This window comes from Streptomyces sp. NPDC102467 (assembly GCF_044765445.1).
Classification (GTDB): domain Bacteria; phylum Actinomycetota; class Actinomycetes; order Streptomycetales; family Streptomycetaceae; genus Streptomyces.
Genome location: NZ_JBIWKA010000012.1, coordinates 129690 through 150523 on the forward strand (window position 1 = coordinate 129690; position 20834 = coordinate 150523).

The 20834-nt window shown below is 71.4% G+C and carries 19 protein-coding genes and 1 riboswitch; of the genes, 13 read left to right on the forward strand and 6 right to left on the reverse strand.

The window, feature by feature from the left end; genetic code table 11:
• Window positions 1-110 precede the first annotated feature (110 nt).
• Window positions 111-1139, reverse strand: a complete 1029-nt coding sequence (locus ACIREE_RS25480) for a sporulation protein (RefSeq protein WP_404156435.1) — start codon at window positions 1137-1139, stop codon at window positions 111-113.
• Between the two features lie 178 nt (window positions 1140-1317).
• On the opposite strand from ACIREE_RS25480, the gene ACIREE_RS25485 reads away from it, so the two are divergent.
• From ACIREE_RS25485 to ACIREE_RS25505, 5 genes are all read left to right on the forward strand, one after another.
• Window positions 1318-2658, forward strand: a complete 1341-nt coding sequence (locus ACIREE_RS25485) for a hemolysin family protein (RefSeq protein ID WP_404156438.1) — start codon at window positions 1318-1320, stop codon at window positions 2656-2658.
• A 5-nt stretch (window positions 2659-2663) separates the two neighbouring features.
• Window positions 2664-3710 carry a hemolysin family protein gene (locus tag ACIREE_RS25490; RefSeq protein WP_404156934.1) on the forward strand — a complete coding sequence of 349 codons (1047 nt, stop codon included), beginning with the start codon at window positions 2664-2666 and terminating at the stop codon, window positions 3708-3710.
• Window positions 3711-3776: 66 nt separating this feature from the next.
• Window positions 3777-4352: a TerD family protein gene (locus tag ACIREE_RS25495; protein WP_404156441.1), complete on the forward strand. Its 576-nt coding sequence runs from the start codon at window positions 3777-3779 to the stop codon at window positions 4350-4352.
• 119 nt (window positions 4353-4471) lie between these two features.
• The gene (locus ACIREE_RS25500) at window positions 4472-4735 is read left to right on the forward strand and encodes a GlsB/YeaQ/YmgE family stress response membrane protein (RefSeq protein WP_404156444.1); all 264 of its coding nucleotides are present in this window, start codon (window positions 4472-4474) and stop codon (window positions 4733-4735) included.
• 270 nt (window positions 4736-5005) lie between these two features.
• On the forward strand, window positions 5006-6199 hold the full coding sequence (locus ACIREE_RS25505; protein ID WP_404156446.1) for an alanine--tRNA ligase-related protein: 1194 nt from the start codon (window positions 5006-5008) through the stop codon (window positions 6197-6199).
• On the opposite strand, the gene ACIREE_RS25510 is transcribed toward ACIREE_RS25505, so the two are convergent.
• On the reverse strand, window positions 6196-6969 hold the full coding sequence (locus ACIREE_RS25510; protein WP_404156448.1) for a DUF4097 family beta strand repeat-containing protein: 774 nt from the start codon (window positions 6967-6969) through the stop codon (window positions 6196-6198). The genes ACIREE_RS25505 and ACIREE_RS25510 overlap by 4 nt on opposite strands.
• A gap of 349 nt (window positions 6970-7318) precedes the next feature.
• On the opposite strand from ACIREE_RS25510, the gene ACIREE_RS25515 reads away from it, so the two are divergent.
• Window positions 7319-7714: a hypothetical protein gene (locus ACIREE_RS25515; protein WP_404156451.1), complete on the forward strand. Its 396-nt coding sequence runs from the start codon at window positions 7319-7321 to the stop codon at window positions 7712-7714.
• A 73-nt stretch (window positions 7715-7787) separates the two neighbouring features.
• On the opposite strand, the gene ACIREE_RS25520 is transcribed toward ACIREE_RS25515, so the two are convergent.
• Window positions 7788-8489: an aspartate/glutamate racemase family protein gene (locus ACIREE_RS25520; protein WP_404156454.1), complete on the reverse strand. Its 702-nt coding sequence runs from the start codon at window positions 8487-8489 to the stop codon at window positions 7788-7790.
• A gap of 101 nt (window positions 8490-8590) precedes the next feature.
• A riboswitch (TPP riboswitch) is annotated at window positions 8591-8691 on the forward strand.
• On the opposite strand from ACIREE_RS25520, the gene ACIREE_RS25525 reads away from it, so the two are divergent.
• The 7 genes from ACIREE_RS25525 to ACIREE_RS25555 all read left to right on the forward strand — a co-directional run bounded on the left by ACIREE_RS25525 (window position 8683) and on the right by ACIREE_RS25555 (window position 15739).
• Window positions 8683-10095: a purine-cytosine permease family protein gene (locus ACIREE_RS25525; RefSeq protein ID WP_404156457.1), complete on the forward strand. Its 1413-nt coding sequence runs from the start codon at window positions 8683-8685 to the stop codon at window positions 10093-10095. (Overlaps the previous riboswitch by 9 nt.)
• Window positions 10096-10156: 61 nt before the next feature.
• Window positions 10157-10852 carry an alpha/beta hydrolase gene (locus ACIREE_RS25530; RefSeq protein WP_404156460.1) on the forward strand — a complete coding sequence of 232 codons (696 nt, stop codon included), beginning with the start codon at window positions 10157-10159 and terminating at the stop codon, window positions 10850-10852.
• Window positions 10853-10948: 96 nt separating this feature from the next.
• Window positions 10949-11848, forward strand: a complete 900-nt coding sequence (locus tag ACIREE_RS25535) for a class I SAM-dependent methyltransferase (protein WP_404156463.1) — start codon at window positions 10949-10951, stop codon at window positions 11846-11848.
• 30 nt (window positions 11849-11878) lie between these two features.
• Window positions 11879-12601 carry a response regulator transcription factor gene (locus ACIREE_RS25540; protein ID WP_404156466.1) on the forward strand — a complete coding sequence of 241 codons (723 nt, stop codon included), beginning with the start codon at window positions 11879-11881 and terminating at the stop codon, window positions 12599-12601.
• A complete protein-coding gene (locus ACIREE_RS25545; RefSeq protein ID WP_404156469.1) occupies window positions 12588-14546 on the forward strand; it encodes a sensor histidine kinase in 1959 nt (652 codons plus the stop codon). The genes ACIREE_RS25540 and ACIREE_RS25545 overlap by 14 nt, the downstream gene beginning before the upstream one ends.
• A 135-nt stretch (window positions 14547-14681) precedes the next feature.
• Window positions 14682-15059 carry a sortase-dependent protein gene (locus ACIREE_RS25550; RefSeq protein WP_404156472.1) on the forward strand — a complete coding sequence of 126 codons (378 nt, stop codon included), beginning with the start codon at window positions 14682-14684 and terminating at the stop codon, window positions 15057-15059.
• Window positions 15060-15136: 77 nt separating this feature from the next.
• Window positions 15137-15739 carry a class F sortase gene (locus tag ACIREE_RS25555; RefSeq protein WP_404156475.1) on the forward strand — a complete coding sequence of 201 codons (603 nt, stop codon included), beginning with the start codon at window positions 15137-15139 and terminating at the stop codon, window positions 15737-15739.
• 28 nt (window positions 15740-15767) lie between these two features.
• Here the strand turns inward: ACIREE_RS25555 and ACIREE_RS25560 are convergent, their stop codons facing one another.
• The 3 genes from ACIREE_RS25560 to ACIREE_RS25570 all read right to left on the reverse strand — a co-directional run bounded on the left by ACIREE_RS25560 (window position 15768) and on the right by ACIREE_RS25570 (window position 20684).
• Window positions 15768-16952: an epoxide hydrolase family protein gene (locus ACIREE_RS25560; RefSeq protein ID WP_404156477.1), complete on the reverse strand. Its 1185-nt coding sequence runs from the start codon at window positions 16950-16952 to the stop codon at window positions 15768-15770.
• A gap of 84 nt (window positions 16953-17036) precedes the next feature.
• Complete coding sequence (locus ACIREE_RS25565; protein WP_404156480.1) at window positions 17037-20216, reverse strand: discoidin domain-containing protein; 3180 nt, start codon at window positions 20214-20216, stop codon at window positions 17037-17039.
• Between the two features lie 204 nt (window positions 20217-20420).
• The gene (locus tag ACIREE_RS25570) at window positions 20421-20684 is read right to left on the reverse strand and encodes a GlsB/YeaQ/YmgE family stress response membrane protein (RefSeq protein ID WP_404156483.1); all 264 of its coding nucleotides are present in this window, start codon (window positions 20682-20684) and stop codon (window positions 20421-20423) included.
• Window positions 20685-20834: the final 150 nt, after the last annotated feature.

Here is a 20834-nt window from a genome sequence, read left to right on the forward strand (position 1 = left end):
CCCAGTGCTGGTCAGCCGCACGCCACAGCGCGTGCTCGCCGGCGCGAGGCTAGTACCGACCAGTCGGTACGCAGAAGGGGTCGGACAGAACTTTGTGCGGCGCCGAACGCTCAGTCCTCGTCGCCCTCGTCGCCTGAGTCGCCTTCGTCTGTGTCCTCCCCCTCGAAGAAGTCCCCGACCTCGTCGACGACTTCGGCGGCGACCATGCCCCCGACGACGCCCACGGCGAGCCCGGCCGCGCCCGCGGCGACGACCGTGCCCATGCCGGGTCCGGAGCGGTGGCCGCTGTCATGGTGCTGATGGTCCTCGTAGTAGCCGCCGTGGCTCTGCCCGTACGCGGCATGGCTGCCGTAGGCGGACCGGTGCTCGATCAACTGCCGTACCCAGCCGTCAACGAGCGTGTTCCAGTCCTGGTGCGGGACGCCGTCGTGGGAGACGGTGAACCGGGTGACCGCGTCATCCCCTGAGGAGAAGAGGCCGCCGCGCTTGTCCGCTTCCAGGACGACCTCCATGCCGCCGGGCGTGGCGAGGAAGGTCACCTCGATCTCGGCTACGTCGTGCGCGTACTGGGGCGGTGGGGCCAGCTCGATCTCCTGGTAGAAGGGGAGGTGCTGGCCGGTCCCACCGATCCGGCCGTATTCGAGATCGGCGGAAGTGAAGCCGAAGCCGAGCTGTCCGAAGGCTTCGAGGATGGCTTCCTGTACGGGAAGCGGGCCGACGGCGAGCTGGTCCAGGTCGCCCTGGTCCTTGGCTCCGGCGACCGAGAGTTCCGTGCGCAGACCGAGGACGATGCCGAGCTGCTGCCCGTACAACTCGGTGATCGGCGTCTCCCAGGGAAGCACCACGCTGAACGGCACGCTGTGCTCGGCGCCCTCGGTCAGCCGGAACCCGCCGCCGACCACGAACCGGTCGAAGACCACGACGCCGTGGCTCTCGCCCGCCCCGTCCTCGTCGGTCTCGGCCTCCGCGCGGGCGACGAGCTCCAGCGTGAGGTGTTCGACGACGAAGTCACCGCTGCCGCCCTTGAGATGGACCTGACCGGAAAGGGTGCCGCCGGGCGCGGTGGCCCCGGGGACGAGGACGGTGTCGACGGTGGGGCCGCCCACGCCGAGCGAGCCGAGCAGTCGTTTGAACACCATCGAGGCGCTCACTCCTTTGTCTGCGCTTGAGTGCGTACGGGGATCACGAGAGTTCCGGCGATGCTTGCGGGCGTCGGGAACACCGGTGCCGCGCCCTTCGTTCTACAGGCGCGTAGAAGCATATGTTGCCTGATGACGGCCAGGGATCAGCCGATCCCCCGAACGAGAAAAGTGGGTCGTGACCGAGATCCTGCTGCTGATGCTCGCACTGCTCCTCACCCTCGCGTGCGCCCTCTTCGTGGCGGCCGAGTTCTCCCTGACGACCGTCGAACGTGCCGATCTGGAGCGTGCGGCGCAGGCGGGGGAGCGGGGCGCCGGTGGGGCGCTGAAAGCCGTGCGCCGCCTGACGTTCCAGTTGTCCGGCGCCCAACTGGGCATAACCGTCACGTCGTTGGTGATCGGCATGCTCGCCGAGCCCTCGCTCGCCGTGCTGCTGCGCGGTCCCCTGGAGGCGGCCGGTCTGGGCGGCGCCGCGCCGTCGGTCGCCTCCGTGCTCGGCGTGGCCCTGTCCACGGTGATCCTCATGGTCGTGGGTGAACTGGTGCCGAAGAACTGGGCCATCGCCCGTCCGGTCGCCGTGGCCAAGGTCGTCGCGGGGCCGCAGCGCGGCTTCACGGCGGCGTTCGGCCCGTTCATCCGGCACCTGAACAACACGGCGAACCGGTTCGTCCGCCGCTTCGGCCTGGAGCCCGCCGAGGAGTTGGCCTCCGCACGCACCCCCGAAGAGCTCGTCGCGCTCGCCCGGCACTCCGCCGCCGCGGGCGCGCTGGAGGCCGACTCGGCCGAACTGTTCGTGCGCACCCTGCATTTGGGCGAGCTGAGCGCCGAGAACGTCATGACGCCCCGCGTCGACGTACAGGCACTGGAGGCGCACGCCACGGCCGCCGATGCCGCGAACCTCGCGCACGCCACCGGCCTGTCCCGCTTCCCCGTCTACCGTGACAGCCTCGACGACGTCATCGGCACCGTCCACATCCGCGACGCCCTCGCCCTGGAGCCCGAGAAGCGCCTGCTCACCCCGGTCACCGAGTTGGCCACGCCGCCGCTGCTCGTGCCGGACAGCTTGCCCGCCGACCGGCTTCTGCGGCGGCTGCGGGAGGCCCGGACCATGGCCGTCGTCATCGACGAGTACGGGGGCACGGCCGGAGTCGCCACCGTCGAGGACATCGTGGAGGAGGTCGTGGGAGAGGTGCGGGACGAGCACGACCCCGCCGAGACGCCCGATCTGCAGCCCGCCGGCCCGGCCCCGGACGGCCGGGCCAGATGGGATGCCGACGGCGGCGTCCGCATCGATCAGCTCGCCGCGATAGGACTGGCCGCGCCCGACGGCCCGTACGAGACGGTGGCCGGGCTTGTCGCCTCCCGGCTCGCCCGCATCCCCGCCCGGGGCGACACGGTCGACCTCGACGGCTGGCAGCTCGCCGTGCTCGATGTCGACCACCACCGCGCCGACCGGGTCCGGATCACCGCACCCGAACCGGCAGGCACCGCTGAGCAGTTGATGGAGGACGCCCGATGAGTACGATGTCCGTCCTGCAGCTCGCCATCGGCGCGCTCACGCTGCTCAGCAACGCGTTCTTCGTCGGCGCCGAGTTCTCGCTGATCTCCGTACGGCGCAGCCAGATCGAACCGCGCGCTCAGGGAGGCGACAAGCGGGCCCGCTCCACCCTGTGGGCCCTGGAACACATCTCCGCGATGCTGGCCACGGCCCAACTGGGCATCACCGTCTCGTCGTTGGTCCTCGGCGCGGTCGCCGAGCCCGCCATCGCGCACCTCCTGGAACCGGGCTTCGAAGCCGTCCAGGTGCCGCACGCGCTCGTGCACCCGATCTCGTTCGTCATCGCCCTGACCGTGGCGACGTACGCACACATGCTGTTCGGTGAAATGGTCCCCAAGAACATCGCGCTGGCCGCGCCCGTACGCACCGCGCTGCTGCTCGGTCCTGCCCTGGTCGCCGTCACGCGCGTGCTCAAGCCGTTCGTCTTCGGCATCAACTCCTTCGCGAACACTCTCCTGCGGCTGCTGAAGGTGGAGCCGAAGGACGAGGTCGACGCCGTGTTCACCGACGACCAGCTGGCACGTATGGTGCTCGACTCCAGCGCGGCCGGTCTGCTGTCCGCCGCCGACGGCGAACGGCTGCGGGACGCACTGGAGTTGGGGACACGCCCCGTCGGTGAGATCGTCGTGCCCGCGCAGCGTATGCGTACGGTGTCGGCGGAGATCACCCCAGCGGAGCTGGAGCGCGTCGCGGCGGGCGCCGGGTTCTCCCGCTTCCCGGTCACCGAGAAGGGCGGGACGGAACTGCTCGGCTACCTCCACATCAAGGACACGCTCGGACTCGCCGACCGGGACCTGCCCTTCCCGCGCGCGGCACCGCACCCGCTGACCCGGGTCCGTATCGACACGCCGCTCGACGACACGCTCACCGCGCTGCGCGCCCAGGGGAGCCATCTCGCCGCCGTCATCGGCGACCGGGGAACGGTCATCGGTTTCGTGACGATGGAGGACGTGCTGTCGGAACTGGTCGGGCCCGCGGTGCCCCCTGTACGCGGCGCGACGATCAAGCTTTAGATATTGCGCAAGTAATGGAACAATGGGGGGCGACCCGACCGGCTCGTACATGTGGAGGAAGTTTCCGTGGGTGTTTCCCTGGCCAAGGGTGGCAATGTCTCTCTCAGCAAGCAGGCGCCCGGCCTGACCGCAGTCCTGGTCGGCCTGGGCTGGGACGTTCGCACGACCACCGGTGCGGATTACGACCTCGACGCCTCGGCGCTGCTGTGCGGTGCGGACGGCAGGGTTCTGTCCGACCGCGACTTCGTCTTCTACAACAACCTCACCAGCTCGGACGGCTCCGTCGAGCACACCGGCGACAACCTCACCGGTGAGGGCGAGGGCGACGACGAGTCGGTCAAGGTGAACCTGGCGGCCGTGCCCGCGCACGTCGACAAGGTCGTCTTCCCGGTCTCCATCCACGACGCGGAGAGCCGCGGCCAGAGCTTCGGCCAGGTCCGCAACGCGTTCATCCGCGTGGTGAACCAGGCCGACAACCAGGAGATCGCCCGCTACGACCTCTCCGAGGACGCCTCGACCGAGACTGCCATGGTCTTCGGCGAGCTGTACCGGAACAATGACGAGTGGAAGTTCCGTGCCGTCGGCCAGGGTTACGCGTCGGGGCTGCGCGGAATCGCCCAGGACTACGGCGTCAACGTCTGACGACGTCCTCCGGCCGGAGGCCTAGCGCAAAGGCCTCCGGCCGGGGAACGTGACACCTGACCGACTTCACCTGTCCCGCTCCGCAGAAGAGTTGCCTCGCCAACGGAAGGCGTGCAGACATGGAGATCTCAGGCATCTTCACCGCGATCGTGATCGGCATCGTGATCGGCGTTTTCGGACGTCTCGTCATCCCAGGCCGCCAGCACATCGGAGTGCTGTGGACGATCCTGGTCGGCATCGTCGCGGCGCTCATCGGCACGGCCATCGCCGTCGCGTTCGACGTCGCCGACACCCGGGGCATCGACTGGATCGAACTGGCCATCCAGATCGGCCTGGCGGCTCTGGGCGTCGTGGGGATCGAGCGGCTCAAGGGCCGCCGCTGACCCTGTGAGACGCCTTATAAAGCAGGTGTGTTCCCGAGTGGGCCGCGTTACCCTGGTCCGTATGAACGTCATCGGCCCAAGCAGCACCGCAACCGCGCGAGCGACCAGCTCGCCGGTTGCCGCCGCCTGACGTATTTCATTCTTCCCTCGGCGACCGGAGACGGCCCGCCGATGGTTCCGTGGCAGTTCCTCAGCCTTCAGTACGGTTTCCGGTGATCGTGCGGACCCGTGTCCGGTGCCTCCCCGCGCAGTCGCGAAGGAGCCACCCCCATGAACACCGAAGACGTCATCCGAACGTTCGTCGAGTACTACGAGGAGCGCGGCCACCACCGCATCAGCGGATCCACGCTGCTCCCGCCGCCCGGCGACCCCGTCCTCTTCACCACGTCCGGCATGCACCCCCTCACCCCGTACCTGGAGGGCCGGCCGCACGAGCTGGGGAGGCGGCTGGTCAACGTGCAGCGCTGTCTGCGGACCACCGACCTGGAGGAGGTCGGCGACCCCACCCATCTGACGGTCTTCGAGATGCTCGGCACCTGGTCGCTCGGCGACTACGAAGGCCCCCAGAGCCTCGACTGGGGATACGGGCTGCTCACCGAAGGGTTCGGCGTCGATCCTGGCCTGATCCACGCCACCGTCTTCGGCGGCGACGAGCAGGTGGGCCCGGACACGGCCGCCGAGCAGATGTGGCAGCGGCACGGGGTTCCGGTGGAACGCACCGTCGAGGACAACTGGTGGTCCAACGGGCCGACCGGCCCGTGCGGCCCCGACTCGGAGATCTTCATCTGGACCGGTGACACACCGCCGCAGTCGACGCCCACCCGCGACGACCGCTGGGTCGAGGTGTGGAACCACGTGATGATGCGGCACCGCCGCCTTCCCGACGGATCGCTGGTGCCCCTGCCGCAGCGCAACGTCGACACCGGGCTCGGCCTGGAGCGGCTGGCCTCACTGCTCCAGGGCAAGAACTCGGTGTTCGAGGGCGACGTCTTCACCCCGTGGCGCCGCCGGGTGCCCGGCCTGTGGGACCTCGACGAACCGTCATTGCGCCTCGTCTGCGATCACCTGCGCTCGGCCGTGGTGGTGATCGGGGACGGCGTGCGGCCGGGCAACACGGGCCGCGGCTATGTGCTGCGACGACTGGTGCGCCGCGCCCTGACGGTCCTGTGGCGTGACGACCCCTCGCGTCAACTCGGCGATCTCCCGGCCGAGTTGGTGTCGCACACGCTGGACCACTTCCGTCAGACCACGGACCCGGACGAGGTGCGCAGGGTGCTCCTCGACGAGGAACGCCGGTTCGGCGGGCTGCTCCGGCGGGGGCGGCAGGTGCTCGCCCGTCCTCGCTTCCAGGGCACGCTGGACGAAGAGGACCTGCACTATCTGCACGACACGCACGGTCTGCCCCGGGAACTGGTGCTGAGCCTGCGGCCCCGGCCCGAGCCGGAGATTTCGGAGATGTCCTAGTCGCGGGCGGCCCGCACGTCGCCGTTCACCGTGGTGAGTTCCATGGTCCGGTCGGTCTGGCCGGACCGGCCGGTGTTCTCGCCACCGTCCGGGACCGTGATCATCGGACGGCCGTTGTCCGTGGCCGCGGTCACCCGGTAGGCGGGAGAGTCGTGCGGAACGGAGACGTCCACCGAGCCGTTGACGGTCCGCGCGGAGAGCCGGCGCGGGGCGGTGGCGGAGCCGAGTGTGACGTCGCCGTTGACCGTACGGGCCCGCAGTGCCGCGGCGTGTACGGCTGTCGCGCGCACCGAGCCGTTGCGGGTGACGAGCCGCACCGTGGCGTCGCCCCGGCCCGAACCGGCCAACGCCACATCGCCGTTGACGGTGGTCAGGTCGAGAGGGCCGCTCACTCCGGCGACGTCGATGCCGGCGTTGCGGGCGGTGACCGTCACGGACGTGCCGGCGGGGACGTCGATCTCCGGCATGCGGGGGCACTCCCGGTCCGGATGGTCGCGGCCCTTGCACGACAGATCCAGGACCTGGGTACGGCCCTGCCGGGACCAGTGATGGGCCACCGCCGGGTCGACGCCCACCTGGTCGTCGTCCGCGGGCCGCAGGCGCACCCCGTTGTCCGTGGTGATGGTCAGCCGTAGGTTCGAAGCCGCAGACCCGGCACCGTCCGCGGGCGTTCGACCGTCGCCGCCGGCCCCGCCGCACGCCGCCAGGAGAGGGATCGTCGCCAGCCCGACGGCCACGTACCGGGCAGATCTCTTCGTCGCTGCCTTCATGCCGCTCGATTGCCCCGTACCGCGCCCGGCAAGCCCACCGAGCGACGGGCGCGGTGGGCTCACCGCAACAACCCGTGAAGGACCCCGCTCTCCGCCGGATCGGCGGAGAGCGGGGCGGCGAGCTCACTGCCGAACCCTCCCGGGAAGGACTCGGGCGTAAGCCGCCGCCGCACGAAGTCCCCTGCACGGTGCGGACGAAACGTGGGAAGCCGCTTTTGTCGCCTCTTGGTGCTGCTGTTCACCGATATCCGGCCCGAAGGAAGGGGAGGCGTGCCTCGCCGGGCCCTGGGTAGGCGCACCGCACACGGGCTGCGACAGGTGCGCGGCCCGCAGGGCTGAGGGGTCGAGGATGGAGCGAGCGCGGGCGAGTTTCCCGGCGCGTTGGGAAGCCGGGGGCGTCCTGGTCGTCGAGGTCGTCGGAGAGTTCGACGGCGTCGCCGCCACCGAACTGTGCGGCCTGCTGGCGCGCATGACAGGCACCGGGCAGCGGCTTTTCGTGGTCGACTTCGGGGGAGCCGGGCGCTGTGAGCCCGGCGGGGTCCGGCAGTTCGTCCGGACGAGCCTGGACGCGGAGGCGTTGCCGGACGAAGGCTTCCTGGCCGTCGTCGCGAGCCCCGCCACGCGCCCCGCGCTGCACGCCGAGGGCGCGGGCCGGCTTGCGGGCGGCCTGCACGACACCGTCACGGACGCCATCGAGGCCTGCTGGGCCTCGGCTCCGGAAGAGCTGGGGGAGCCGGCTTCCTGAACCGGGAGACACCGGCCGTCCGTACGGACAGGGTTTTGCCCCGGGGCCGCCGGGGCCGTTCAAGGACAGGAGCTCAGGGCGCGCCGTCGCCCGACGCGGCCCGCACGGCGGCTTCGGCGTGCAGCCGTGCCGTGGGGAACACGGGGACCGGACTGTCCCCGGCACCGATCAGCAGCTCGATCTCGGTACAGCCCAGGACGATCCCCTCAGCGCCGGCGTCGACGAGCCGGGCGATGACGTCCTGGTACGCGACGCGTGACGCGTCGAGCACCTCGCCGAGGCACAACTCCTCGTAGATCACCCGGTGGACGAGCGCCCGCCCGGCGTCGTCGGGGACGAGCACGTCGAGCCCGCCCTGTTCGAGGCGGCCGCGGTAGAACTCCTGCTCCATCGTGAACGCGGTGCCGAGCAGGCCGACCCGCTGGACACCGGCCGCGCGTACGGCGTCGGCCGTCGCGTCGGCCAGATGGATCAGGGGGACGGCCGTGGCCGCCTGCACCTGATCGGCGACCTTGTGCATCGTGTTGGTGCACAGGAGCAGCAGGTCGGCGCCGGCCGCCTCCAGGGACCTGGCGGCCGCGGCGAGAATCTCACCGGCCTGCTCCCAGCCGCCCTCGATCTGCAACCGCTCGATCTCCGCGAAGTCCACGGAGTACACCACGCATCGCGCCGAGTGCAGTCCGCCCAACCGCTCCCGGGTCAGCTCGTTCAGCAGCCGGTAGTACTCCGCGGTCGACTCCCAGCTCATTCCGCCGATCAACCCGATGGTCTTCATCGCACGACCCTATGCGCGGCGGCGGGAAGCCCGCACGCAGAGCCCGCACGAGGGGGCGCCGCCACCGCACACCGACGGAGCGGCTACTGTTCGCACCGGTACTGCCCGACACGGGGTGCCCCGCGACAGCGACGGGGCTGAGATCACACCCGTAGAACCTGAACCAGTTAACACTGGCGGAGGGATGTCAGCGATGTCGATGTCGCACGCTTCCACGGACCCGCGAGCCGCCGAGCGGCACGGCGCGGGCGCCTTCGACGGGCGGATGCCCGCCGCGCCGGGGGACTGGCGGCCGGAAGCGCGGGGGATCGCCCCCGTCCCGGAGGACCACCGGTACGGCGGCGCCGGACGGCTCTTCACCGTGTGGTTCGCGCCGAACCTGACGATGAGCGGAGTCTTCACCGGTACGGTCGGCGTCGCTCTGGGCCTGGACTTCGCCACCGCGCTGGCCGCCGTGGTCCTGGGTACCCTGCTCGGCGCCGTGCCCACCGCGTACCTCGGCACGTGGGGCAGCCGCACCGGGGCGGGCCAACTGCCCCTGGCGAGGCTGGCGTTCGGCCGGGCAGTCGTGGTACCCGGCGTTCTGCAATGGCTGTCGTCCATCGCCTGGGACGCGCTCATCGGCCTGTTCGGCGGAGACGCGCTCGCCCGGCTCTGCGGCTGGCCGTTCTGGCTGGGGGCACTGGTGATGATGGCCGCCCAGGGTGCGTTCGGCGCGCTGGGCTATGAGGCGATCCACCGCCTGCAGAAGTGGATGACGGCCGTCCTCGCGGTCGCCTTCTGGGCCCTGGCGCTGCGTCTGGCGCACGCCGGCGTCACCCCCGCGGGCCACGGGAGCGCGCAGGGCGCCGACCGTCTCGGCGCGTTCGCCCTGACGACCACCATCGCGCTGAGTCTGGCCATCTCCTGGGCGCCGTACGCCAGCGACTTCAGCCGCTACCTGCCACGCGCCACCTCTCGGGCCCGCATGTTCTGGTGCACGCTGGCGGGCGTCGTCGTCTCCTTCACCGCCGTGCAGGCGCTCGGACTCTGGGGCGCTTCGGTCTTCACCGACCAGACCGCGCAGGGCGTCGACACGCTGCTCGGCGGCGGGGTGATCGGCTCCCTCGGGCTCCTCGCCGTGGCGCTGGCCGCGCTGTGCAGCAACGCGATGAACGACTACAGCGGTTCACTGGCTCTCCAGGTGATCGGCGCCCGCCTGCCACGCCCGCTCGCCGCCGGACTCGCCGCGCTCCTCGGGTACCCGCTGGTGCTGTGGATGCATGCCGCCGACACCGCCGCCCGCTTCCAGAACGTCCTCCTGTTCGTGGGGTACTGGATCCCCGGCTTCGTCGCGGTCGTCCTCGTCGACTGGCTGGCCCGGGCCCGCGCGCGACGCGGCGCCCCCCTCGACCTCGCTGAGGAGCAGAGGCGTCAACAGCCGCTCCTGCCCGCCCTGTTGGCGTTCCTTGCGGCGTTCGCCGCCACTGTCCCGTTCATGAACACGAGCCTCTACGTCGGCCCCGTGGCCGAAGCGCTCCACGGCGCGGACCTCGGCTACTACGTCGCTTTCGGCACCGCGCTCGTCGTCTACGCGCCGATCAGGCTGCGGCGAGCGGTGGTTTGAGCCGTTCTGCTGTCGGCCAAGTCGGTCGCGGCTTCCACGGCCCGGTCGGCACGCTCGTCCCATGCAGCCGGTCTTCGTCCTCGTACACAGTCCGTCGGTGGGCCCCTCGACCTGGCACCCCGTGGCCGCGCAGCTGACCGCGGCGGGATACCGGGTACGGGTGCCGTCCCTGGTGCACGTCGGCGCGGGGGCGCCGCCGTTCTGGCCCGGCGTCGTCGATGCCGTCCGCGACGATCTGCGGCAGCTCCCCGCCGCCGACCCCGTCGTGCTGGTGGCGCACAGCAACGCGGGCCTGTTCCTCCCGGCGATCCGCTCGGGCCTCGACCGCCGCGTGACCGGCTCGATCTTCGTCGACGCGGCGCTGCCGGCCCGGACCGGGCCGACCCCGGTCGCCTCGCCCGAACTGCTGGAGTTTCTCCGCCCCAAGGCGGTGAACGGCAGGCTGCCGCGCTGGACCGACTGGTGGGACGAGGCGGACGTTGCCCCCATGTTCGCCGATCCGGCGGTACGGCGGACGGTCGTCGAGGAGCAGCCCATGCTGCCGCTGTCCTACTACGAGCAGCACATCCCGGTCCCCGACTGCTGGGACGACCACCCGTGCTCCTACCTCCTGTTCGGCCCGCCGTACGAGGACCTGGCCGCCGAAGCGCGCGACCGCGGCTGGCGTGTGGCCCACCAGCCCGGCGCCCACCTGCACCAGCTGGTCGACCCTGCCGGAACGGCCGGGCACCTCGTCGAGCTCGCCGGCACGTCGTGACCCGGACTTTGCGCGCCGGGCCTCAGGCAGGGGAACCTTCTTGCGTTATAAGCAAAATATTATGCGTTGCGGGCGTACGTACGTACCGTTGATCTCATGACGCACCACGTATCCGCAGGTCACGACCGTGATTCCCACGCCCACGCCCACGGCATGGAACAGCCCCCGGACGACCTCGTCGAGATCCTGGACCTCGATGCGGAGATGTTCGCGCCCTACCTCGACTCCGTGCACCGCAAGATCGCGGACCTGTCGGAAGGCGGCGTCCGGCACATCGTGGACCTCGGCGCCGGCAGCGGTACCGGCACCTTCGCCCTGCTGCGGCAGTTCCCCGACGCCCGGGTCACCGCCGTCGACAGCTCCGCCCCCATGCTGGAACAGCTGACCCGGACCGCCGCCGGCAAGAACCTCGCCGCGCGCGTGCACCCGGTGCGGGCCGACGCGGGGAAGAGCCTCCCGGGCGTCAGCGACGCGGATCTCGTCTGGGCCTCGGCCTCCCTGCACCACCTGGACGACCCCGCCGCGGCCATGGACGTCATCTTCGCCGCGCTGCGCCCCGGCGGGCTCCTCGCCGTCGCCGAGCTGGACGGGATGCCCTACTTCCTGCCCGACGACGCGGTGCCCGACCGGCCGGGCCTGGAAGCCCGATGCCGTACGGCGCTCACTTCGCTCCACGCCGAACAGGTGCCCCACCTGGGATCCGACTGGGGCACCAGACTGGCGGCGGCCGGTTTCGACATCGCGTACGAACAGACCGGGCAACTGCGCCCGGCCGCCGCCGACAGCCCGCTGCGCGAGAGAGCCGGACGCTATGCGTACCTCACCCTGCGCCGCATCCGCGACGCTGTCGACGGCCTCGTCGAAGCCGCCGACCTCAAGGCGCTCGACACCCTCCTGGACGGCGGCGCGCAGGACGTGCGCCACCGCGCCGACCTCGAGGTGCGCTCGACGCGACAGCTGTGGATCGCCCGCCGCCCCGCCGGAGCCGGTTCCTGACCGCAGCGCGTCTCGCTTACGCTCTGCGAGGTGTGCGCAAATGTCATGGTCGCCGAAGACGACGAGAAACAGGCCGAATTGGTCCGCCGCTATCTGGAGCGGGAAGGCCACGCCGTCACCGTCGTACGGGACGGGCGGCAGGCCATCGAGGAGATCCGGTACAGGGAACCCGACCTCCTCGTCCTCGATGTGATGATGCCCCGGGCCGACGGCCTGGACGTGGTGCGGGTGCTGCGGGCGGAGGCGCGGGAGATTCCGGTGCTGATGCTGACGGCCCGCAGCACCGAGGACGATCTGCTGCTCGGCCTCGATCTGGGGGCCGACGACTACATGACGAAGCCGTACAGCCCGCGCGAGTTGATGGCCCGGGTCCGTACCTTGTTGCGCCGCACCCACCGCGGCGGTCATGCCGCGCCCGGCTCCCCGGAGTTCAGGGTCGGCTCGCTGGTCGTCGATCCCGACCGGCACGAGGTGTCGGTCGACGGTGCCTCGGTGGAGTGCACGCCGGGCGAGTTCCGGCTGCTCGCGGCGATGGCCGCCGAACCCGGCCGGGTCTTCAGCCGTCAGCTGCTCCTCGCCGAACTGCACGGATTCGACCGGTACATAGGCGACCGCACGGTCGACGTGCACGTCATGAACCTCCGCAAGAAGATCGAACCGGAACCGCGCCGCCCGGTCCGCCTGCTCACCGTGTTCGGCGTCGGCTACAAGCTGATGGACCCGGCGAAGGGCGCCCGCGATGCGTCGGCGTAGGACTGCCGCCGACCGGCCGCCGTTGCGCAAGAGCCTGCGCGGACGGCTGCTGGCCGTCTCCGTCCTGGTCGCCACCTGTTCCGTGGCGGCGACGGCCTGGCTCGCCGTGCAGACCACGTCCGGCGCCATCAAGCAGGAGCAGGGCCAGAACCTCGCCGACGACACGAGGATCTACGACACCCTTCTCGGGTACGCCGCGACGCACCCCCGGTGGGACGGGGTCGAAACGACCGTGCGCGACCTGGCCCGCTCCACCGGACGCCACATCACCGTGACGACCCAGGCGCGCGCTCCGCTCGCCGACTCGGCGGGGCACACCACACCGGACACGCTGCCCGCGCAGGCCTCCGCGACCGTCGACCCGCTGACCGTGGACACGGCGCTCGCCTCGGGCGGGACGGGGACGCCGACCGCGACGACCCGAACCGCGACGACCCGGACCGCGACGAGCGACCGGATCGACGCACGCGCGGTCGGCCCGTTCCGGCTCCCCGCCGCCGAGCGGTCGACGCTGCACAACCTCGCCGAGCGGAACACGTCATGCCTGCGCGCGGTCGGGATCACCGCCGACATCGTGGTCGGTCCCAGCGGGCGTCCCCGGGTGGAGGCCGTCGGTTCCGGCGCCGCCGAGCGGGGATACCTCACCTGCGCGACGGGCGCCCTCGACGAGCCGACGACGACCGAGGGCAAGGCGCTCACCTCCCTGAGCCGCCTCACCAACTCCTGCCTCAAGCGGCAGGACCACCACAGCGTCGAGCTCGCCCTCGACCTCACCTGGCAGCAAGGACCGCGCCCGGTACTGGATCAAAGGGCCCAGAAGGCCGCGGCGGCCCGCGACGCGGCGCCGATCCCGGTTCCGGCCGAGACCGAGGTCGAGGACGACCGCGCGGTCGCCTCCTGCGTGAGTACGGCCCGTCGCGAACAGCTCACCTCGTACGTCGCCGCACCCGCGCTCCTGTTCATCGGCGACCAGGGTGGCGCCACCGTCCCCGGATTCGACCTGTCTCCCCTGAACACGGCGAAGATCGCCGGCGTCGCCGCTCTCGTCCTCGCCCTGACCGTCGGGGCGTCCGTGATCGCCGGTACCCGCCTGGTGCGACCGCTGTACGCACTGACCGGCGCGGCCCAGCGGCTGAAGGACGGCCAGGAGACGCAGCCGGTGCCGGTGACCACGGACAACGAGATCGGCAGGCTCGCGGCGGCCTTCAACGACATGTCGGCGCACCGGGCGCGGCTGGAAGAACAGCGCAAGGCGATGGTGAGCGACGTCGCGCATGAGCTGCGTACGCCGCTGAGCACCATCCGCGGTTGGCTGGAGGCCGCGCAGGACGGAGTCGCCGACCCCGATCCGGCGTTCATCGAGTCGCTCCTCGAAGAGGCCCTGCAACTGCAGCACCTCATCGACGACCTCCAGGATCTGGCGGCGGCGGACGCGGACGCGCTGCGCCTGCACCCGCGGGCGGTGGACGTGGAGGAGCTGCTCGGCCAGGTCGCGGCGGCCCACCAGGTGCGCGCCGAGACCGTCGGCGTGACCTTGTCCGTCACACAATCAGGCACGCCCGTACCGCAGTTGACGGCGGACCCGGTACGGCTGCGGCAGGCGGTCGCCAATCTGGTGTCCAACGCGATACGTCACACGGACCCGGACGGCACGGTCACCCTGCGGGCATACGTGACCGACTCGGGTGACGAGGTCGTGGTGGAGGTCGCCGACACCGGAAGCGGCATCCCCGCCGCGGACCTGCCGCACGTGTTCGACCGTTTCTGGCGCGCGGAGAAGTCCCGCAACCGGCGTACCGGAGGCAGCGGCCTCGGCCTGTCGATCGTACGCAAACTCGCGCAGGCGCACGGCGGTTCGGCGACGGCGGCCAGCACGGAGGGCGAGGGATCGGTGTTCGCGCTGCGGCTGCCGCTCGCGGGCCGCGCCGCCGCGGACCCGTCCTGATGGGATGACCACAGCGGTCTGACAGCTTCTTCACACCTCCACGCGAGCCTGACTCCGTCGATCAAGGGCTGCCGCCCGGCGATCGGCGTCTCCCGGCCGACCGGCCGTGAGCGACCAGGCATTGGAGTCACCACCATGTCCCACCGACTGTCCCACAGGCCGGCCCACCGGCTGTCCCTGCGCACCGCCGCTGTCGCCGCCGCGGTGGCCGCCGGGGTGCTGGTCCCGACCGGTACCGCGCTCGCCTCCGACTCCACGCCCACGCCGGTGCCGAGCGACCGCGCCGCCGCGGGGAAGGCCGACCAGAGCCCCGCTCCGGCGCGGGACCGCGCCGCGGCGCGCAAGCGTGCCGCCGCCGCCGCGGAGGCGCCGCGCGGCGGGGTCGCCGCGGGCGAACGCCCGGCGTCCGACGGCACGTCCACCTCCACCGCGCTCGTCGGTTCGCTCTCCGCGGCGGCGCTCCTCGCGGGCGCGGGCACGATCGTGCTGCGCCGCCGTTCGTCGCAGCACTGAGCAAGCCGGTTGCCTCTTCATGGCGCCGCCCGTCCCCCGGGCGGCGCCGTCCCTCCTTCCTGCACCTGGAGTTTCTTGTGCACCAGCCGACGTGGCGTGCGGTCGCTCTGCCCGTGCTCGTCCTCCTCGCCTCGCTCACCGCGTGCTCATCGGGCAGCGGCGCCCGGATCAGCGGCGACGCCGGCACCACCGCACCCGTCAGCCGTGCCCCCGCGCCCGAGCGCACCGTGTCCACCGACCCCGACCGGGTGACCATCACCTCCATCGGCGTCGACAGCGCACTCCTCCCGCTCGGCCTGAACCAGGACGGCACGGTCGAGGTCCCGCCCGCACAGCAGGGCATGACCGCCGGCTGGTACACGGGAGGAGCGGTGCCGGGCGAACGCGGCGCGGCAGTGATCATCGGGCACAACGACACGAGGTTCGGCAAAGCCGTCTTCCACGACCTGCGCGAGCTCCACAAGGGCGCGGACATCGCCGTACGCAACTCCCGTGGAAGCACGGCCCACTTCACCGTCACGGCCACCGAGTCGGTCAGCAAGAAAGCCTTCCCGACGCAGAAGGTCTACGGGTCGACGAACGATCGAGCCCTGCGCCTGATCACCTGCGACGGCGCGTTCGACCCGCAGGGCCACCCCGTCGACAACCTCATCGTGTACGCCGAACTCGCGCGCCCCTGAGCCCCGGTTTCTCAGGGAGGCGCCGACCTCAGCCTGCTGTCCCCGCTCCCACCGTCCGGTAGGGGCGGAAGAACGCCCGCAGTTCCTGCGCGTAGAGCTCGGGTTCCTCGAAGGGCGCGAAGTGGCCGCCGCGGGCGGGTTCGGTGAGGTGGACGAGGTTGGTCATGCGCTCCAGCCAGGCGCGCGGCGGGCGGACGATGTCACCGCGGAAGAGCGAGAAGCCGGACGGCACCTCGACCCTGCGGGCCAGCTGCGCGGGGTCGATCGCGCCGTTCGCGTGGTACATCCGCATCGACGAGCCGATGGTGCGGGTGAACCAGTAGAGCGTGACGTTCGTGAGGATCTCGTCCTTCGTGAAGCTGCGCTCGACATCGCCGTCGCAGTCGCTCCATGACCGGAGCTTCTCGACGATCCACGCGGCGAGTCCGGCAGGCGAGTCGGTGAGTCCGACGGCGGCGGTCTGCGGCTTGGTGCGGTGCATGGCGGCGTAAGCGCCCTCGCTCCCGCCCCAGACGCCGACGTCCTGGAACCAGGCACGCTCCTCCGGAGTGAGCTCGGCCGGGTCCCCGGTGAAGGCGGGCAGGCCCCCGTCCATGCGGTGGACGGCCACGACGCGCTCGGGATGGTCGAGCGCGAGGTAGCGGCTCACGTGGCTGCCGACGTCGCCGCCCGCGGTACCGAAGCGCTCGTAACCGAGTACCTCCATGAGCTCGGCCCACAGTCCGGCGACAGCGATCGAGTTGAGCGGGGGCCCCGTGGGGCGGTCGGAGTAGCCGTAGCCCGGCATGTCGGGCACCACCACGTCGAACGCGTCGGCGGGGTCGGCGCCGTGTGCCCCGGGATCCGTCAGGAGTGGGACGACCTTCGAGTAGCGCCAGAACGAGTCCGGCCAGCCATGGTTGAGAACCAGCGGCAGGACGGGGCCGGTCGGCGCGACAGCCCGTGCGTGCACGTAGTGGATGCCCAGGCCGCCGAGCCGGACACGGAAGTGGGGCAGCCGGGCGAGGGCAGCCTCCTGAGCCGACCAGTCGAAGCCGTCCGCCCAGTAGGCGACCAGCTCGCGGAGGTAGGCGATGTCGGTGCCCAGCGACCACCCGGCGTCCTCGGGCGCGTCCGGCCAGTTCGTCGCGCGCAGCCGTGCGCGCAGATCCTCGATCGCGGCGGGTGCGGTCCGCGGGGTGAACGGCGTCGGGAGAGGCAGTGCGTCCGGCATGCGACGCATGCTAACCCCGAGGGAGAGAACCACCCGTCGGGGTCCGCGCACCCGAGGCGCGCGGACCGACAGGAGCGGGATCGGTCACTGCACGGACAGCCGGACGAGCCGCGTGCCGGACCGGGCCGCCCCGGCAACCTTGAAGGAGATGTAGCGAGCCGTGCCGGTGACGGCGAGGTGGCGCACGCGGCCATGACCGCCGACGCTGCCCGCGCTCCGGTACGCGATGCCGTCCCGGCTCAACTCGACCTGCGCCGCGGGGGCGTCGCCGTGGTTCCACTCGGCCTCTACGGTCCGTAGCGCTCGCTCCGCCCCGAGGTCGACGACGAGACGGCCGTCGGGGCCCGGGGTCCACGCCGTGTCCTGATCGCCGTCGACCGCGGCGGCCGGGTCGGACATGCCCGCAGGCAGGGGAGTGGTCGGGAAGACGTTCCTGCCGAGCGCCAGATCGTCGTGCGGGTGGCGGGCGGCGCCTCGCAGGGTGACCGTCGTCGCCCGACCGGACCGTACCGTCGCGACGGCGCTGTGCCCTTGCGCCTCGACGCGCAGGCGGCAGGCCGGGCCCGAGAGGCGCAGCGTCGCACCGTCGACGACCTCGACGCGCAGCCCCGTGGGCACCGTCCGCCCCGACAAGGCGGTGAGGGAGAACCGGGGAGCGAGCAGTCGGGCCGCGGCGGCGTCGAGTTCGGTCGTGTAGGCGATACCGTCCCGGGTCACCGTCTGCACGCCCTCGAAGACCGTCCTGCGCGCGCCCGTCTGCGCCACGTCGACCTGTGTGGTCACCGAACGGTCCGACAGGTTGAACAGGCTCAGGTGATCGTCGGTGAGCGCGGCGCGCACGGCGTCGTCGTCCGCGCGGGGAGCCGCCTGGCGCGCGAGGGCACGCAGCGTCGTGGCCGAGGCACCGGGAAGGCCCTCGACCAGAACGGGCCCGGCCGGTCCGTCGGCCAGCACGATCGTGTCGTCGTAGACCGCGATCGGGTGTTCGCCGCCGCGGACGACCAGCCCGGCCCGGCCGTCGATGTCGAGCCATCCGCCGCGGCTGCTCACCGCCGGCGTCGGCCAGGCCGCGAGGTCGTTCCAGTGCTCGCCGTCGGCCGAGCCCTGGACGCGGTAGGCGCGGCCGGCGGCCGCCTCCCAGCGCAGGGTGACGCCGTCGATCTCCTGGGCGGAGCCGAGGTCCACGGCCCACCAGCTGTCGGCGCGGGCGCGTTCGGCCTTGGCGACGGCCCAGCGGCTCGCCGCGTCGCCGTCCACGGCCAGGGCCGGGCCCTTGCCGGAGTCGGCGGAGGACGCCGTCGCCGCACGACCGCGGGCCGGGTCGGTCCCGTCGGCCCCGCCGCGGACCTCGAAGGCGTACAGGGAGTAGCCGTACGTCGGATCGGGCCGCACACCGAGCATGCGGACGTGCCGTACCTCGGTGGCGGTGAAGGTCAGTTCGTCGACGCGGCCGGTGGTGGGGACGGGTGTGGCGGTGTCCTTGGCCCGGACCGAGACCTGTCCTTCCTCGAAGCGGTAGGAGCGGGCGCCGTCCAGACCCGCCACACCCGGCATGGTCAGGTTGTGGACCTCAAGGTGCCCCTCGGCGGCGGCAGTTCCGGTGCTCGCGTAGACGACGGCGCCCGTCGGCAGCGTCGTGTATCCGGCGTAGCCGGTGTCGAGGCGCAGCACGGTCGCGCTGCCGTCGAAGCCGTCGCGGACGGACTCGTACAGGCGCACCGTCCTGGTGGCTACCTTCGCGGCGGTCGAGGGCAGGAACATCGGGGTGCCGCCGCTGAGCCGGAACAGCCAGTCGTCGTGGGCGGGTTGCCACGTGAACTTCACGAAGCCGGGCTTGGTGACGACACCCGCCCACGCCGCGGGCGTCTGGTGGGAGACGAGGCCGGGGCCGGTGCCGAAGTCGGTGACGCCCGCGGCCCGGGTGAAGAGTTCGGTCCGCGTCAGCGGCTTCACCTGGCGGCCTTCGGCGGCCGCCCACACGTGCAGCAGATAGCTGATGGCGATTTCGGCGCGGGCCTCGGGCTCGTACTTGGGCTCGCCCGAGAACTTCGCGAGACGGTACTCCGGCGGGTACGCCTGGTACGCCTCCAGGCGCGCGGCGAGCTCTTCCTCCGCACGGGCCGCGGCCCGGTCACCGGTCACCTGGGCGAGGAAGGCCAGCGGGATGACGTCGCGGCCGTACAGGTGCTCGCGGTCGTTCACCATCGGCATCAGCGGCTCACCGGCGTCGCTCATCACACCGAGCAGGGTGCGCCACAGCGGCTGCGCGTTGGGCTGCTTGGTCAGCACCTCGGGCAGGGGCTGTCCGGCCGCGAGGAAGTGCGCGGAGTTGCGGCCCGAGGTGCGCCACAACTCCTCCTGGTAGTGCGGCCCGAAGGAGCCGTGGTTCTCGACGATGAACGTGTCGTACAGGTTGCGGGCCGTGTTGCGCGAGACCGGGACGCCGTCCACGCGCGCGGGGTTGGCGAGGTCGGCCGGCGGAAGCCCGGCCTCGTTGCGCGACCAGGTGCCGTAGGCGGAGGCCCAGGCGGAGCGGCGCCGGTCGTCAGGGGCCCAGGCCAGCGCGGGCGCGAGCGTCTGCGCGTACAGGCCCATCTCCTCGAGCTTGGTGTCCCCGACGTAGCCGCCGGTCAGCCCGTTCGGCGTCCAGTCCCCGGAGTCCGGGTCGTCGCCGGTGCCCAACCCCGTTGCATATGCGGCCTGTTCACGGGTGATGGTGTCCACGGCGGTACGTGTCGTGGCGTCCAGGTCGTCCCACAGCAGGCGCGCGGCGAGGATGAAGTACGACTGGAACGTGGTGTCGAAGAAGAGTTTGCGGCCCCACTGGGCGCCGCCCGTCAGTCGGTTCGAGGCGGCGAAGTGGCGGATCGTGGCAAGGGTGCGGCGTTTGAGCGTCTCGCGGTCGATGCCGGCCTTGTCGCTGTCGTAGGTGCCGTGCGTCAGCAGCACGGCGTTGCCGAGAACCACGGCGAATCCGAAGTCCTTGTCCGTGTAATAGCCCTTGGCGTCGTCCCACTGCGTCTCGGACCAGTGCGTGTGGTCGAGCAGGACGCGGTAGTACGTGGCGGCGACGGAGTCGGGAGGGGTGCCGGCGCGGCCGTCCGCCCGTGCCACGGAGGTGCCGACGGCCGCCGGGAGAGCGGCCACGGCGCCGGTGACGCCGAGGAGTTGCAGGAAACGCCGGCGGTCGACCGGGAGGGGTATGAACGGCACGGGACATGGCCTTTCTCTGTGGACAACGTTGTCACAAGGGGTGCCGGTCATTCTTCGTCGGCGTACGAACATGCGTCAACGGGTGTGACAGGGGTGGATGACGAGGTCGCCACGCGGGCGCGCGTCGGCACGGCATGCTCGACGCCCCGGCCGCCGCGCTGTACTGACCCCCGACATGCCGCAGACATGCCGCAGGCCGTGCGAAGCCGCATCATGAGCGGTTCTGCACGGCCTGCCGGCGTGTAGGTACCTGTGTCAGCGCGAGCGTCCGGTCACCAGGCGGTAGATCAGCAGCACGATCACCGAACCGACGATCGCGGCGATCCACGTGGACAGGCTGAAGAAGCCGTCGATGGAGTGGACGCCGAAGATCACCTTCCCCAGCCAGCCGCCGAGGAGGCCTCCCACGATGCCGATCAGCATCGTGACGAGACAGCCGCCGGGGTCCTTGCCCGGAGTGAGTGCCTTGGCGATCGCTCCCGCGATGAGTCCGATCAGGATCCAGGCGATGATGCCCACGAGTTCGTCCTTTCCATTCTGCTGAGTGTGTGTTCCCCCTTTCCCGGCTTTCCCGGTATCGGCCTCGTACACCGGGACGAAGGTCTTCTTCACCCTTCGTCATCCGCGCCGGAGAAGTTGCCGGTCCCATGCGCCCGGCTTAATTTTGCG